Annotated in this window: 15 protein-coding genes; 11 read left to right on the forward strand and 4 right to left on the reverse strand. The window is 67.3% G+C overall.

Annotated elements, in window-relative coordinates; genetic code table 11:
* The gene (gene yidD / locus VER16_RS01850; RefSeq protein WP_324805165.1) at window positions 1-255 is read right to left on the reverse strand and encodes a membrane protein insertion efficiency factor YidD; all 255 of its coding nucleotides are present in this window, start codon (window positions 253-255) and stop codon (window positions 1-3) included.
* A gap of 271 nt (window positions 256-526) precedes the next feature.
* Here yidD and dksA point away from each other — a divergent pair, with 271 nt between their 5' ends.
* A complete protein-coding gene (gene dksA, locus VER16_RS01855; protein WP_324805166.1) occupies window positions 527-1,768 on the forward strand; it encodes an RNA polymerase-binding protein DksA in 1,242 nt (413 codons plus the stop codon).
* Between the two features lie 147 nt (window positions 1,769-1,915).
* Here dksA and VER16_RS01860 read toward each other — a convergent pair whose 3' ends face one another.
* From VER16_RS01860 to cysS, 3 genes are read right to left on the reverse strand one after another with little or no spacing between them, the layout of a single operon-like run.
* Window positions 1,916-3,160, reverse strand: a complete 1,245-nt coding sequence (locus VER16_RS01860) for an MFS transporter (protein WP_324805167.1) — start codon at window positions 3,158-3,160, stop codon at window positions 1,916-1,918.
* Entirely contained in the window at window positions 3,157-3,609 is a 453-nt protein-coding gene (locus VER16_RS01865) for a SufE family protein (RefSeq protein WP_324805168.1), read from the reverse strand. The genes VER16_RS01860 and VER16_RS01865 overlap by 4 nt, the downstream gene beginning before the upstream one ends.
* 54 nt (window positions 3,610-3,663) lie before the next feature.
* Window positions 3,664-5,040, reverse strand: coding sequence for a cysteine--tRNA ligase (gene cysS, locus VER16_RS01870; protein ID WP_324805169.1), 1,377 nt, complete (start codon window positions 5,038-5,040; stop codon window positions 3,664-3,666).
* A gap of 188 nt (window positions 5,041-5,228) precedes the next feature.
* Here cysS and VER16_RS01875 point away from each other — a divergent pair, with 188 nt between their 5' ends.
* From VER16_RS01875 to VER16_RS01920, 10 genes are all read left to right on the forward strand, one after another.
* Window positions 5,229-5,792 carry a hypothetical protein gene (locus VER16_RS01875; RefSeq protein ID WP_324805170.1) on the forward strand — a complete coding sequence of 188 codons (564 nt, stop codon included), beginning with the start codon at window positions 5,229-5,231 and terminating at the stop codon, window positions 5,790-5,792.
* A 320-nt stretch (window positions 5,793-6,112) separates the two neighbouring features.
* Window positions 6,113-7,123: an N-acetylornithine carbamoyltransferase gene (locus tag VER16_RS01880; RefSeq protein WP_053505939.1), complete on the forward strand. Its 1,011-nt coding sequence runs from the start codon at window positions 6,113-6,115 to the stop codon at window positions 7,121-7,123.
* Between the two features lie 86 nt (window positions 7,124-7,209).
* Window positions 7,210-8,406 (forward strand): argininosuccinate synthase, encoded by a 1,197-nt coding sequence (locus VER16_RS01885; RefSeq protein ID WP_014037860.1) that lies wholly within the window; start codon window positions 7,210-7,212, stop codon window positions 8,404-8,406.
* 87 nt (window positions 8,407-8,493) lie between these two features.
* A complete protein-coding gene (locus tag VER16_RS01890; protein WP_324805172.1) occupies window positions 8,494-9,582 on the forward strand; it encodes an acetylornithine deacetylase in 1,089 nt (362 codons plus the stop codon).
* Window positions 9,583-9,607: 25 nt separating this feature from the next.
* Window positions 9,608-10,936, forward strand: a complete 1,329-nt coding sequence (locus tag VER16_RS01895) for an acetylglutamate kinase (protein WP_324805173.1) — start codon at window positions 9,608-9,610, stop codon at window positions 10,934-10,936.
* A gap of 3 nt (window positions 10,937-10,939) precedes the next feature.
* Window positions 10,940-11,542, forward strand: coding sequence for a GNAT family protein (locus VER16_RS01900; protein WP_324805174.1), 603 nt, complete (start codon window positions 10,940-10,942; stop codon window positions 11,540-11,542).
* Window positions 11,539-12,492 (forward strand): N-acetyl-gamma-glutamyl-phosphate reductase, encoded by a 954-nt coding sequence (gene argC, locus VER16_RS01905; protein ID WP_324805175.1) that lies wholly within the window; start codon window positions 11,539-11,541, stop codon window positions 12,490-12,492. The genes VER16_RS01900 and argC overlap by 4 nt, the downstream gene beginning before the upstream one ends.
* Before the next feature lie 29 nt (window positions 12,493-12,521).
* Entirely contained in the window at window positions 12,522-13,817 is a 1,296-nt protein-coding gene (gene argH / locus VER16_RS01910) for an argininosuccinate lyase (RefSeq protein WP_324805176.1), read from the forward strand.
* Entirely contained in the window at window positions 13,817-14,176 is a 360-nt protein-coding gene (locus VER16_RS01915) for a cupin domain-containing protein (protein WP_324805177.1), read from the forward strand. The genes argH and VER16_RS01915 overlap by 1 nt, the downstream gene beginning before the upstream one ends.
* Complete coding sequence (locus VER16_RS01920; protein ID WP_324805178.1) at window positions 14,173-14,433, forward strand: YciI family protein; 261 nt, start codon at window positions 14,173-14,175, stop codon at window positions 14,431-14,433. The genes VER16_RS01915 and VER16_RS01920 overlap by 4 nt, the downstream gene beginning before the upstream one ends.
* Window positions 14,434-14,439: the final 6 nt, after the last annotated feature.

The raw sequence follows: 14,439 nt of genomic DNA on the forward strand, positions 1-14,439 counted from the left end.
TCAGTGTTTTCCTGTGCAACGGCAAGAGGGGGCGTTGGGGGATTCGGGCACCGGATCGAAGCCGCCGGGATGGAACGGGTGGCAGCGGCCGAGGCGGCGCGCGGCCAGCCAGCTGCCACGCAGCGGGCCATGCGTCGAGATGGCCTCCATCGCGTATTCAGAACAGCTCGGCACGAAACGGCAGCGAGGCCCCAGCAGGGGGCTGATGAAGCGCTTGTAGAAGCGCAGCAGGGCAATGAGCAGGCGCGAGATCACCCAGTCATCTTATGCCAGTTGGCATGAAGGCCGCATTTGTGCAGGATGGGCTGTTGGTCGCATGTCGCCCATGGCCTGCGACCGGTACCGGCACCGTGGGGTGCCGGCCAGGTTCCGTACCGCGCAAGGCGGTCCATGTTCGTCGGACCGTCGCTTTGGGCCGCAGGCTCCAGGACTGAATGGAGCAGGCCCCCAAGGTTGCTGCTGCCGGTCGGGTAGGCTATAAAGGCCCGCTTTCCCGGGCCCCGGGGAATCCAAGGAAGAGCGTTTCGTGGCTGCTAAAAAAACTGCAAAGAAGGCCGTCGAGGCCGCCAAGAAAACCGCCAAGCCTGTTGTGAAGAAGTTGGCGGCCAAGCCCGTTGCCAAGAAGCCGGCCGCCAAGGCGGCGACCAAGGCAGCATCGACACAACCGGCGGCCAGGAAGGCCACCGCAACGAAAACCCCGGCCAAGGCCAGCAAGCCAGCGGCGAAGAAGGCCGCTGCGCCGGCCAAGGCCAAGCCAGCGGCAGCCAGCAGGAAGGCGCCGGTGGTGAAGAAGGCGGCCAGCAAGGCGGCACCGGTCAAGAAGGCTGCTGCCAAGCCGGCATCGAAGAAGGCTGCGGCCAAGCCCGCGCCGAAGCCGGTGGCCAAAAAGGCTGCGGCCAAGCCGGTCGCCAAGCCGGCTGCGAAGAAAGCGGCACCGGCTAAACCCGTTGCCACGCCTGCCGCTGTAAAGAAAGCCACCAAGAATGTCGCCAAGCCGGCTGCCAAGCCGGCCCCGGCCCCGGTAGTGAAAACCGCACCGAAGCCCGCCGCCAAGGCAGCTCCGGCCAAGTCTGTCCCGGCCAAGACCGCGGCAGTGGCAGCAGCCCAACCGGCCCCCAAGCCGGCCCCGGCCGCCACCCCTGCAGCATCGACCGCCCCGCAATCCAAGAATCCCGTGCCCGTTTCGAAATCGCCTGCCAAGACCGCCGTGAAATCTGCTGTGAAAACAGACCCCGCTCCGAAGACCGTCTCGCGCCCAGTGGGCAAGGTCGCCGTGGCTGTGACCGCCCGTTCGGCGGCGCCGGCCCCGCGCAGCAAGTACAAGGTCGTCGAATACAAGACCGACGAGGCCACCGGCCGCCCGATCCTGCCGGCCGGCTACAAGCCCGGCTCGGAAGAGGAGTACATGAGCCCGCTGCAGCAGGAGTACTTCCGCCAGCGCCTGCAGAACTGGCGCGCCGACCTGGTGGAGGAATCCAAGCAGACCATCGAGAACCTGCGCGAGGAAGTGCGTGACATCGGCGACGAAGCCGAGCGTGCAACCCGCGAGACCGAGAACTCGCTGGAACTGCGTACCCGTGACCGCTACCGCAAGCTGATCGGCAAGATCGACAGCACCCTGAAGCGCCTGGAAGCCGGCGACTACGGTTACTGCGTGGACACGGGTGAGGAAATCGGCCTGGAGCGTCTCGAGGCGCGCCTGACTGCCGAGCGCACCATTGACGCCCAGGAGCGTTGGGAGCACCTGCAGAAGCAGCAGGGCGACTGATTCCAGAGCGTTGTCTGCTCATGCGAAAAACCCGGCCTCGGCCGGGTTTTTTTTGTTGGGTGGTTTGCGGGCCCCGGAACATCCATCCACGCATGGCGTGGATCTACCGGGCGCCGCACCGCGACGGTCCCGGCATCGCCCGCGCGATCATTGCAGGTCGCGCAGATTCAATTTCCGCAGCGTGGGGTTCTTCCACGCGGTGATGCCGGCTACGCCCAGCACGGCGCACCCGCCCAGCACCACGGCCGGCACCAGGCCGAGCAGCTTGGCCATCGTGCCGGCGTAGAACGCCCCCAGTTCGTTGGACGAGCTGATGAAGATGCCGTTGATCGACGACACGCGCCCACGCATTTCCTCCGGCGTGGCCAGCTGCAGGATGGTCGAACGCACCACCACCGAAACGCCGTCGAAGGCCCCGTAGAACAGCAGGATCAGCGCCGACAGCCAGAAGTGCTGGGACAGCCCGAAGCTGACCACGCACAGGCCGAAACCGGCCACGGCGAACAGCAGCACGCGGCCGGCGTTCTTCTGCAGCGGGTGGCGGGCCAGCCACAGGCCGACCGCAATCGAGCCCAGCGCCGGTGCCGCGCGCAGGATGCCCAGGCCCTCCGGGCCGTGGTGCAGGATTTCCTGCAGGAAGGCCGGCAGCATCGCAACCACGCCGCCCAGCAGTACCGAGAACATGTCCAGCGCCATCGCGCCGACCATGATGCGGTTGCCGACCACGAAGCGGGCACCCTCGGCGATGCTCTTGAAGATCGGTGCGGCCGGGCCGTCGTGCACCGGCTCGCTCACCTTCAGCGTGGCCAGGCAGCCCATCGCCACCAGCGCGAAGGCGGTGGCCACGCCATAGGACAGGCCCTTGCCGCCCCAGCCGACCAGGATGCCGCCCAGTGCCGGGCCAACCACCATGCCCGACTGGAACACCACGCTGCCCAGGCCGGCACCACGGGCGAACTGGCTGCGTTCCAGCACGCGGGCGAACAGGGCGTTGTAGATGGGCGACAGGAACGCGCGCACCATGCCGGTCAGTGCGATGGCCGCATAGATCGGCCACACGCCCTGGAACGGCAGCCAGCCGGTGGCCACGCCGGTCAGCACGACCGCAGTGGCGACCAGGCCGGCGCAGGCGACCATGCCCAGCCGACGCCGCGGCAGGTGGTCCACCAGGTAGCCGGCAAACGGGGCCACGCAGAAGAACGGCAGCACCTCGGCCAGGCCGACCAGGCCCAGCGAGAACGGATTGCGGGTGACTTCGTAGATGTGCCAGCCGACGGTGACGGCCACCACCTGGTAGGACAGCATCGCGAAGATGCGGTACGCCAGCAGCTTGGCAAAGCCCGGCCGGCCCAGCAGGGCCAGCGCGCCTTCGTCTCCGGCGGCGGCGGTCACGGCTGCTCGCGCTGCAGCTGGGCCTGCGCGGTCTCGCGGATGAAGGCCAGCATCGCCGCCACGCCGTTGCTGCGGGTGGGCGACAGATGGCGGGCCAGGCCGATGTCCTGGATGTAGCTCGGCTCGGTGTCCAGGATCTCCTGCGCCGAGCGCCCGGAATACACGCGCAGGGCCAGGAAGATCAGGCCGGAGACAATGGCCGAATCACTGATGGCGTGGAAGCGCAGCGACTGCGTGTTGCCCTCGGGCACGATCCACACCATCGACTGGCAGCCCAGCAGGCGGTGTTCTTCGGTCTTCCACTCGTCCGGGAACGTGGGCAGCTTGCGGCCCAGGTCGATCAGGTACTGGTAACGCTCGGACCAGTCACCGAAGAAAGCGAATTCCTCGGCGATGGCGGCCTGGGCCTCGGCGGCGGTGGGTTCAAGCGGGAACGGGGAGTCGGTCACAACGGTCTCTACAGTGGGGCGTGGCCGGGCGCAGCGGCCACGGGGCAGGGCGGGTCAGGCGCGCTTGCGCACCCAGCGCACGCCCTGCGGGGTGTCTTCCAGCACGATGCCTTCGGCGGCCAGCTGGTCACGGATGGCGTCGGAGCGGGCGAAATCGCGGGCCTGCTTGGCGGCGGCACGCTCGTCGATCAGGCCTTGGATACGTGCATCGTCGTCGCCTTCGCTGGCGGCGGTGCCGAACCACTGCGCCGGATCGGCCTGCAGCAGGCCCAGTGCCAGCCCGGCGCCGAGCAGTTCGCCCTTCAGGCGCGCGCGCTCGGCCGGGTCGGTGGCGCGGCGCGCCTCACCGGCGATGCGAGCCACTTCGGCCAGCGCCTGCGGGGTGTTCAGATCGTCGTCCAGGGTCGCTTCCACCGACGCTGGAATGGCAGCGGCCGCATCCACATCCACCAGGTCGCGCAGGGTGCCGTACAGGCGGTCCAGGGTGCGCGCGGATTGTTCGATCAGCGCGTCGGACCAGTCCAGCGGCTGCCGGTAGTGGGCCGACAGCAGGGCCAGGCGCAGGGCTTCGGGCGGGTGCTGGCGCACCAGGTCGTGCACGCGCTCGATGTTGCCCAGCGACTTGCTCATCTTGGCGCCGCCGAAGTTGAGCATGCCGTTGTGCAGCCAGAAGCGGGCGAAGACCTTGCCGCCGTGGGCGCATTCGCTCTGCGCTATCTCGTTCTCGTGGTGCGGGAACTGCAGGTCCACGCCACCGGCGTGGATGTCGATGGTCTCGCCCAGGTGGGCGGCGGCCATCGCCGAGCACTCGATGTGCCAGCCCGGACGGCCGCGGCCCCACGGCGATTCCCAGCCGGGCAGGTCGTCGCTGGACGGCTTCCACAGCACGAAATCGCCGGCGTCGCGCTTGTACGGGGCCACTTCCACGCGGGCGCCGGCCAGCATTTCTTCCGGGTCGCGGCGCGAGAGCTTGCCGTAGCCATCGAAGCTGGCCACTGCGAACAGCACGTGGCCCTCGGCGGCGTAGGCATGGCCGTTGTCGATCAGCTGCTCGATCATGGTGATGATCTGCGGCATGTGCGCGGTTACTTCCGGTTCGATGTCCGGCGGCACCACGCCCAGCGCGGCCATGTCTTCACGGTAGGCGGCAGCGAACCTGTCGGTGATGGTGCTGATCGGCACACCCTGCTCACGCGCGGCGTTGTTGATCTTGTCGTCCACGTCGGTGATGTTGCGCGCGTAGCGCAGGCCACCGAAACGGCGCCGCAGCAGGTCGGCCAGCACCCCGAACACCACCGGGCCACGGGCGTTGCCGATGTGCACGTAGTTGTAGACCGTCGGGCCGCACACATACAGGGTCGGACAGGCCGGGTCGAGCGGAGTGAACGGTTCGAGCTGGCGAGTCAGGTTGTTGTGCAGGCGCAGGGTCATGGGGCTGTGGCTGGGGGACAAGCCTGTGATTTTAGAACGTGTCGGGCCCCAATGGGGCGCCCGCCCACCGCTGCCGGGTGGGGCGGGGCGCCGGGGTGGGGTGGGCAGGAGCTGCGCGGACGGGTAATGTTCAGCCCCTTGCGGTCGTCACTGCCTACACTATCGCTGTGCCCTTCCTTCCATCGCCAATGAAATCCACCGTGTTGCTGACCCTGGCCTGCCTGTCGGCGGCGCCGGTCGTGGCCCAGGCCCAGGAGGCCGAGCCGCGCAACCGGGTGGTGATCGTGGAGAACGTGAAGTTCGACTACGCCCAGGTGCTGAATGTCGAGCCGGTGTTCCAGACCCTGCGCGCCACCCGCACCGAGGAGCACTGCGAGCCGGTGTCCACCCGCACCCTGGCCCCGGTCAACGTGACCGGCGAAGAGCCGGTGGAGGACAAGGGCCGGATCGGCCGCTTCTGGGACTCGGTCCGCTCGATGTTCAAGCGCAGCGATGAGGAGGCCGCCCAGGACGCAGCCGCCGAGAATCCGGCCCCGGCCCCGGCCAACAACGGCCCCATGCTGACCCGCGACTGCAAGATCGTGCCGGTCGGGCGCGAATTCCGCCGGCCCATCGCCTACGACGTGGACTATGTCTACAAGGGCACCAAATACCGCTCGCGGCTGCCTGAAGACCCCGGCAACCGGCTGAAGATCCGCGTCTCGATCACCCCCTGGGTGGGCGCGGAGCAGGCAGCGGCCAGCACACCCTGATGTGAAGGCGGCGCGGGGTCTTGCGCGCACCCCGCCCCCATGCAAAGATAATCGACCATGAAGCTCACCGACTTCCAGCACGACAGCAGCGCCGCCCGCCAGGCCACTGGCATGACGTCGCGTGCCCGTCGACCGGAACCCCACATCCTCGCTGGGTAACCGGAGCTTTCTGCTGTTCGTCCGATGAAAACCCAGCCTCCCGGCTGGGTTTTTTCGTTTCCGCGTTCCGAAAGCTTCATCTGAAACTTTCGCTCCACCCTGTTTCCCTGTTCTCCCTTTCACCGCGTCGAACCACCGGCGCCGCCACGCAAGGAAAGATGATGTCCCCCAAGCACTTCCTGAACACCCAGGACTGGAGCCGCAGCGATCTTGACGCGCTGCTGACCCAGGCCGCGCTGTTCAAGCGCAACAAGCTCGGCGACCAGCTCAAGGGTAAGTCGATCGCGCTGGTGTTCTTCAACCCGTCCATGCGCACCCGCACCAGCTTCGAACTGGGCGCGTTCCAGCTCGGCGCCCACGCGGTGGTGCTGCAGCCGGGCAAGGATGCGTGGCCGATCGAGTTCAACCTCGGCACGGTGATGGACGGCGACACGGAAGAGCACATCGCGGAAGTGGCCAAGGTGCTGGGCCGTTACTGCGACATCATTGCCGTGCGTGCGTTCCCCAAGTTCCAGGACTGGGCCTACGACCGCCAGGACATCGTCCTCAACAGCTTCGCCAGGTACTCGCCGGTGCCGGTCATCAACATGGAGACCATCACCCACCCGTGCCAGGAACTGGCCCACGTGATGGCCCTGCAGGAACACTTCGGCACCCAGGATCTGCGCGGCAAGAAGTACGTGCTGACCTGGACCTACCACCCCAAGCCGCTGAACACCGCCGTGGCCAACTCGGCGCTGACCATCGCCACCCGCATGGGCATGGACGTGACCCTGCTGTGCCCGACCGCCGACTACATCCTCGACGAGCGCTACATGGGCTGGGCCGAGCAGAACGTCGCCGAGAGCGGCGGTTCGCTGAAGATCAGCCATGACATCGACAGCGCCTACGCCGGCGCCGACGTGGTCTACGCCAAGAGCTGGGGCGCGCTGCCGTTCTTCGGCAACTGGGAGCCGGAAAAGCCGATCCGCGACCAGTTCAAGCACTTCATCGTCGACGAACGCAAGATGGCGCTGACCAACAACGGTGTGTTCAGCCACTGCCTGCCGCTGCGCCGCAACGTCAAGGCCACCGACGCGGTGATGGATTCGCCGCAGTGCATCGCCATCAACGAAGCCGAGAACCGACTGCACGTGCAGAAGGCGATCATGGCCGCTGTTGCCGGGCGCTAAGAAGAATCAGTCGAGCATGGCTCGACTCTACATAGACGAAGTCGGGCATGGCCCGGCGCTACCCCACCTGATTGGACCTGATCCCCATGAGCAACAAAGACGTCGTTCTCGCCTTCTCCGGCGGCCTGGATACCAGCTTCTGCGTACCTTACCTGCAGGAGCGCGGCTACAACGTGCACACCGTGTTCGCCGATACCGGCGGCGTGGATGACGAAGAGCGCGATTTCATCGAAAAGCGCGCCGCCGAACTGGGCGTGACCAGCCATGTCACCGTCAATGGCGGCCCGGCCATCTGGGAAGGCTTCGTCAAGCCGTTCGTGTGGGCCGGCGAAGGCTATCAGGGCCAGTACCCGCTGCTGGTCTCCGACCGCTACCTCATCGTCGATGCCGCGCTGAAGCGTGCCGCCGAACTGGGCACCAACATCATTGCCCACGGCTGCACCGGCATGGGCAACGACCAGGTCCGCTTCGACCTGGCCGTGAAGGCCCTGGGTGACTACCAGATCATCGCGCCGATCCGCGAGATCCAGAAGGAACATACCCAGACCCGCGCCTACGAGCAGAAGTACCTGGAAGAGCGCGGCTTCGGCGTGCGCGCCAAGCAGCAGGCCTACACCATCAACGAAAACCTGCTGGGCGTGACGATGTCCGGTGGCGAGATCGACCGGTGGGAAGCCCCGGGCGAAGGCGCTCGCGGCTGGTGCTCGCCGCGCAGCGAGTGGCCGGAACAGGCGCTGACCGTCACCCTGAAGTTCGTCGAAGGCGAAGCCGTTGAACTCAATGGCAAGGCACTGCCGGGCGACCAGATCCTGGCCCAGCTCAACAAGCTGTTCGCCCCGTACGGCGTCGGCCGTGGCGTCTACACCGGTGACACCGTGATCGGCCTGAAGGGCCGCATCGTGTTCGAGGCCCCGGGCCTGGTATCGCTGCTGGCCGCGCATCGCGCGCTGGAAGATGCCGTGCTGACCAAGCAGCAGAACCGCTTCAAGCCGGACGTGGCACGCAAGTGGGTGGAGCTGGTGTACGAAGGCTTCTACCACGACCCGCTGAAGACCGACATCGAGGCCTTCCTGAAGTCCTCGCAGGCCAAGGTCAACGGTGAGGTGGTGCTGGAAACCCGTGGCGGCCGCGTCGACGCGGTGGCCGTGAAGTCGCCGCACCTGCTCAACACCAAGGGTGCCACCTACGCGCAGTCGGCCGACTGGGGCGTGGAAGAGGCCGAGGGCTTCATCAAGCTGTTCGGCATGAGTTCCACGCTGTACGCGCAGGTCAACCGCGGTTGACCCGTGACGGTAGTGCCGGCCGCTGGCCGGCACTCACCACTGACATTGCTGCCGGCCAGCGGCCGGCACTACCAGGATTGTTGATTCATGCTTGAACAGACGCTCGACCACCTGCAGGCCCTGGTGTCCTTCGACACCCGCAACCCGCCGCGTGCGATCACCACCGGTGGCATCTTCGATTACCTGCGTGCGAACCTGCCCGGCTTCAACGTCGAGGTGATCGACCACGGTGCCGGTGCGGTCAGCCTGTACGCCGTGCGCGGTACGCCGAAGTACCTGTTCAACGTGCATCTGGATACCGTGCCGGATTCGCCGCACTGGAGTGCCGATCCGCACGTGATGCGCCGCCTGGACGACCGCGTGGTCGGCCTTGGCGTGTGTGACATCAAGGGCGCGGCCGCTGCGCTGGTGGCCGCGGCCAACGCCAGTGATGGCGACGCCGCGTTCCTGTTCTCCAGCGACGAGGAAGCCAACGACCCGCGCTGCATCGCTGCGTTCCTGGCCCGTGGCCTGCCGTATGAGGCGGTGCTGGTGGCCGAGCCGACCATGAGCGAAGCCGTGCTGGCCCACCGTGGCATCAGCTCGGTGCTGATGCAGTTCGCCGGCCGTGCCGGCCATGCCTCGGGCAAGCAGGATGCGGCCGCCAGCGCGCTGCACCAGGCCATGCGCTGGGGCAACCGCGCGCTGGACCATGTGGAATCGCTGGCTTCGACGCGCTTTGGTGGCCTCACCGGCCTGCGCTTCAACATCGGTCGTGTCGAAGGCGGTATCAAGGCCAACATGATCGCCCCGGCAGCCGAAGTGCGCTTCGGCTTCCGCCCGCTGCCGTCGATGGACATCGACGCGCTGCTGGCGACGTTTGCCGGTTTCGCCGAGCCGGAGGCCGCAGTGTTCACCGAAACCTTCCGTGGCCCCAGCCTGCCGGCCGGTGACATCGCCGAAGCCGAGAACCGACGCCTGCTGGCGCGCGACGTGGCCGACGCGCTGGACCTGCCGATCGGCAACGCGGTGGACTTCTGGACCGAGGCCTCGCTGTTCTCCGCCGCCGGTTACACCACGCTGGTGTTCGGCCCCGGCGATATCGCCCAGGCCCATACCGCCGATGAGTTCGTGACGCTGGACCAGCTGCAGCGTTACACCGACGCCGTGCACCGCATCATCGCCGCCGGCGCCTGATTCTTCCCTTTTTGACGAAACCGAAATGTCTCCTGCCCTCCAGCCCCACCGCCAGACCCGCCAGACCATCGTGCGCCTGCTTTCCAGCATGGCCAGCGCGAAGGAGATCAGCCAGTACCTCAAGCGCTTCTCGCAGCTGGACGCCAAGCGCTTCGCCGTGGTCAAGGTTGGCGGCGCGGTGCTGCGCGACGATCTCGAAGCGCTGACCTCCTCGCTGTCGTTCCTGCAGGAAGTGGGCCTTACTCCCATCGTGCTGCATGGCGCCGGCCCGCAGCTGGATGCCGAACTGTCGGCGGCCGGCATCGAGAAGCAGACCGTCAACGGCCTACGGGTGACCTCGCCGGAAGCGCTGGCGATCGTGCGCCGGGTGTTCCAGCAGTCCAACCTGCGCCTGGTCGAGGCGCTGCAGCAGAATGGTGCGCGCGCGACCTCCATCACCGGCGGCGTGTTCGAGGCCGAGTACCTGGACCTGGACACCTACGGCCTGGTTGGCGAAGTGAAGAAGGTGAATCTGGCCCCGATCGAGGCCAGCCTGCGTGCTGGTTCGATCCCGGTCATCACCAGCCTAGGCGAAACCGCGGGCGGCCAGATCCTCAACGTCAACGCTGATTTCGCCGCCAATGAACTGGTGCAGGAACTGCAGCCGTACAAGATCATCTTCCTCACCGGCACCGGCGGCCTGCTGGACGAGTCGGGCAACGTGATCGATTCGATCAACCTGTCCACCGAATACGACCACCTGATCGCGCAGCCGTGGATTCACGGCGGCATGAAGGTGAAGATCGAGCAGATCAAGGATCTGCTGGACCGCCTGCCGCTGGAATCGTCGGTGTCGATCACCCGCCCGGCCGACCTGGCCAAGGAACTGTTCACCCACAAGGGCTCGGGCACGCTGGTGCGCAAGGGCGAAAAAGTGCTGCGCGCCACCGGCTGGGACGAACTGGACCTGCCGCGCCTGAAGGGCCTGATCGAATCCAGCTTCGGCCGCACCCTGGTGCCGGATTATTTCGAGAAGACCAGGCTGTTGCGCGCCTATGTCAGCGAGAACTACCGTACCGCGGTCATCCTCACCGACGAAGCCGAAGGCGTGTATCTGGACAAGTTCGCCGTGCTGGACGACGCGCAGGGCGAAGGCCTGGGCCGCGCGGTCTGGAACGTGATGCTGGAGGAAACCCCGCAGCTGTTCTGGCGCTCGCGCCACGGCAACCCGATCAACCACTTCTACTACGCCGAGTCCGATGGCTGCTACAAGCAGGACCAGTGGAAGGTGTTCTGGTTCGGCGCCGATGGCATCGACCGCATCAAGACCTACGTCGACCACTGCGCGGCGCGTACGCCGAGCCTGAAGGGCTGAGGCATGCGCCACCCCGACGCCTGGACCACCGTACCCACCCTGCGCGGGCAGCACGTGATGCTGGAACCGCTGCAGGGTGAGCATGTGCCCGGCCTGGCAGCGGCGCTGCAGGGCAGCGGCCTGGACCAGCTCTGGTACACCCAGGTGCCGTCACCGGAAGGGGCAGGGCACTACGTGCAGGCCGCGCTGGACGTGCAGGCCGAAGGCAAGGTGCTGCCGTTCGTGGTCCGCGATGCGGCCGGCGGGATCGTCGGCAGCACGCGGTTCTACGCCCTGGAACCGGACGTGCCCCGGCTCAGCCTCGGCTACACCTGGTATGCCCAGCGCGTGCAGCGCACCGGGGTCAACACCGAGGCCAAGCTGTTGCTGCTGCAGCACGCCTTCGAAACCCTGGGCTGCATCAGCGTGGTGCTGGAAACCAGCTGGTTCAACCACACCTCGCGCGCCGCCATCGCCCGCCTCGGCGCCAAGCAGGATGGCGTGCTGCGCAATTACACCCGGCATGCCGACGGTACGCCGCGCGACACCGTCATCTTCTCCATCATCGACGCGGAATGGCAGGGCGTGAAGCGCCACCTGCAGCACCGCCTGGACCATCACGCATGAACGATTCGACTTTTACCCTGGGCATCGTCGGTGCCCGCGGCCATACCGGTGCCGAGCTGATCAAGCTGGTTGCCGCGCATCCGCGCCTGCGGCTGGCCTTTGTGTCCTCGCGCGAGCTGGCCGGCAAGCGCCTGGCCGACCATCACCCGGAATACAAGGGTGAACTGCACTACGAAAACCTGGATGCCGATGCCGTCGCCGCCAAGGGCGTGGACGCCGTGATCCTGGCCCTGCCCAACGGTCTGGCCGCCCCGTTCGTGGCGGCCTTGCAGGCGGCAAAGCCGGACACGGTCATCGTCGATCTCTCGGCCGACTACCGCTTCGACAGCCAGTGGTACTACGGCCTGCCGGAACTGACCCGTGGCCGCTACCAGGGCCAGAAGCACATCAGCAACCCGGGTTGCTACGCCACGGCCATGCAGCTGGCCATCCACCCGCTGCTGGACCTGCTGGCCGGCCCGCCGCAGTGCTTCGGCGTGTCCGGTTACTCCGGTGCGGGCACCTCGCCCTCGGACAAGAACAACCCCGAGCTGCTGGCCGACAACCTGATGCCGTACTCGCTGACCAACCACATGCACGAACGCGAAGTGTCCGCGCAGCTGGGCGTGCCGGTCGAGTTCATGCCGCACGTGGCCCCGCATTTCCGTGGCATCACCCTCACCGCCAACCTGTGGTTGAACCGCGCGCAGACCCGCGAGCAGATCGTCGAGCGCTTCCAGCAGGCCTACGCCGGTGAGCCGCTGGTGGAGATCGTCGACGAAGCGCCGTGGGTCAGCCGCATTGCCGGCCGCCATGGCGCCCAGGTCGGTGGCTTCACCCTGGCCCCGGGCAACAAGCGGGTGGTGGTGGTGGCGACCCTGGACAACCTGCTCAAGGGCGCGGCCACCCAGGCCATGCAGAACCTCAACCTCGCGCTGGGCATCGACGAACTGACGTCGATCCCGCACTGATACCCGATACCGCATTCCCGGAGCCCCCCATGGCAGACCTTCTTTGGCAGAAGCCCGGCGTCGCCGTAGACGCCCAGATCCAGACCTTCCTCGCCGGCGATGACGTGATCCTCGACCGCGAATTCTTCCTGCACGACATCGCCGCCAGCGCCGCGCACGCGCAGGGCCTGCAGCACATCGGCATCCTCAGCGCCGACGAGCTGGAAGGCCTGCTGCGCGAACTGGAGGTGCTGGCGCAGGACTTCCGCGCAGGCCGTTTCGTGCTCGATACGCAGTACGAGGATGGCCACTCGGCCATCGAAGCGCGCCTGACCGAGCGCCTGGGCGATGCCGGCCGCAAGATCCACACCGGCCGCAGCCGCAACGACCAGATCCTGGTCGCCACCCGCCTGTGGCTGAAGGAAAAGCTGCAGCGCGTGGCCCAGCTCAGTGCTGAAGTGGCCAAGGTCGCCCTGGACCGCGCGCAGGCCGAAAAGGACCTGCCGATTCCCGGCTACACCCACATCCAGCGCGCCGTGGTGTCCTCGGCGGGCATGTGGTGGGCCGGCTGGGCCGAGGCCTTCATCGACAACGCCGTGCGTGCGCGTGACACCCACGCGCTGGTCGATGCCAACCCGCTGGGCACGGCCGCCGGCTATGGCGTGAACCTGCCGCTGGACCGCGAACACACCACCGCTGCGCTGGGCTTCGCGCGCATGCAGATCTCGCCGATCTACGCGCAGCTGTCGCGCGGCAAGTTCGAGCTGGCCGCACTGGAAGCGCTGGGTGGCGCCACCCTCGACCTGCGCCGCATCGCCTGGGATCTTTCGCTGTTCACCAGCGCCGAGTTCGGCTTCGTCGCACTGCCGGCGCAGTACACCACCGGCAGTTCGATCATGCCCAACAAGCGCAACCCGGACGTGATCGAGCTGATGCGCGCCACCCACGCCAGCGTGGCTGCGGCACGCACCGAGATCGAGCAGCTGCTGTCGCTGCCGTCGGGTTACCACCGCGACCTGCAGTCGTCCAAGGGTGCCATCTTCCACGGCTTCGGCCGCGGCCTGGCGGCGCTGGAACTGCTGCCGGCACTGCTGGCCAACCTCGAATGGCGTGACGACAAGCTGCGCGCGGCCATCGATTCGGGCATGTATGCCACCGATGTGGCGGTGGAAGCGGCCGTGGCCGGCGTGCCGTTCCGCGAAGCCTACAAGGCCGCTGCCGCCGGCGCCGACAGTGCAGGGCAGGGCCGCACGCCGGAAGGCAGCCTGGCCGCGCGCGTGTCGCCCGGTTCGGCCGCCGACCTGCGCCTGGACGAACTGCGCGCGCGCTGGCAGGCGCTGGCGTGATGACGCCGGTCAGCACCGCCTCGGCGCGGCACTACCTGTGGGGTGGCAGCTGTGATGGCTGGCACCTGCTGGACGTGCCGGACCTGAGCGTGATCGAGGAGCGCATGCCGCCGGGGGCCGCCGAAGCGCCGCACCGGCACCTGCGATCGCGCCAGTTCTTCCGTGTGCTGGAAGGCGAGGCCGTGCTGGAACTGGAGGGCGCCACGCACGTGCTGCGCGCGGGCGATGGCCTGCACGTGCCCCCGGGGGCCGCGCACCAGATGCGCAACGCCTCGCTTGCCGATGTCCGATTCCTGGTGGTGTCCTCACCCCACAGCCATGGTGACCGGGAGCCGGCCACGCTGGAGAACCTGCAATGAATACCGTGTACCTGGTGCTGGCCATGCGCCGGCCCGACTTCAACGCCGCCGCCGTGCAGCCGCACCTGGACTTTCTCGATGCGCTGCGCGCGCAGGGCCAGCTGCAGCTGACCGGTGGCTTCAGCGATGGCACGGGCGGCGCCTACGTGCTGTGCAACGTGGCCAGCCTGGCTGAAGCGCAGGCCATCGTCGCTACCGATCCGCTGGTGACGATGCAGGCCTCGCACCTCACCGTGCACGAATGGAACACCCGCTGAGGCGCA

This window comes from Stenotrophomonas sp. (genome assembly GCF_035634915.1).
Classification (GTDB): domain Bacteria; phylum Pseudomonadota; class Gammaproteobacteria; order Xanthomonadales; family Xanthomonadaceae; genus Stenotrophomonas.

Coding starts and splice junctions, on each gene's coding strand:
- VER16_RS01895 (WP_324805173.1), top strand. CDS start 9,608: ATGTCTCCTGCCCTCCAGCCCCACCGCCAGACCCGCCAGACCATCGTG.
- VER16_RS01920 (WP_324805178.1), top strand. CDS start 14,173: ATGAATACCGTGTACCTGGTGCTGGCCATGCGCCGGCCCGACTTCAAC.
- VER16_RS01880 (WP_053505939.1), top strand. CDS start 6,113: ATGTCCCCCAAGCACTTCCTGAACACCCAGGACTGGAGCCGCAGCGAT.
- VER16_RS01915 (WP_324805177.1), top strand. CDS start 13,817: ATGACGCCGGTCAGCACCGCCTCGGCGCGGCACTACCTGTGGGGTGGC.
- cysS (WP_324805169.1), bottom strand. CDS start 5,040: ATGACCCTGCGCCTGCACAACAACCTGACTCGCCAGCTCGAACCGTTC.
- VER16_RS01875 (WP_324805170.1), top strand. CDS start 5,229: ATGAAATCCACCGTGTTGCTGACCCTGGCCTGCCTGTCGGCGGCGCCG.
- argH (WP_324805176.1), top strand. CDS start 12,522: ATGGCAGACCTTCTTTGGCAGAAGCCCGGCGTCGCCGTAGACGCCCAG.
- VER16_RS01890 (WP_324805172.1), top strand. CDS start 8,494: ATGCTTGAACAGACGCTCGACCACCTGCAGGCCCTGGTGTCCTTCGAC.
- VER16_RS01900 (WP_324805174.1), top strand. CDS start 10,940: ATGCGCCACCCCGACGCCTGGACCACCGTACCCACCCTGCGCGGGCAG.
- VER16_RS01885 (WP_014037860.1), top strand. CDS start 7,210: ATGAGCAACAAAGACGTCGTTCTCGCCTTCTCCGGCGGCCTGGATACC.
- argC (WP_324805175.1), top strand. CDS start 11,539: ATGAACGATTCGACTTTTACCCTGGGCATCGTCGGTGCCCGCGGCCAT.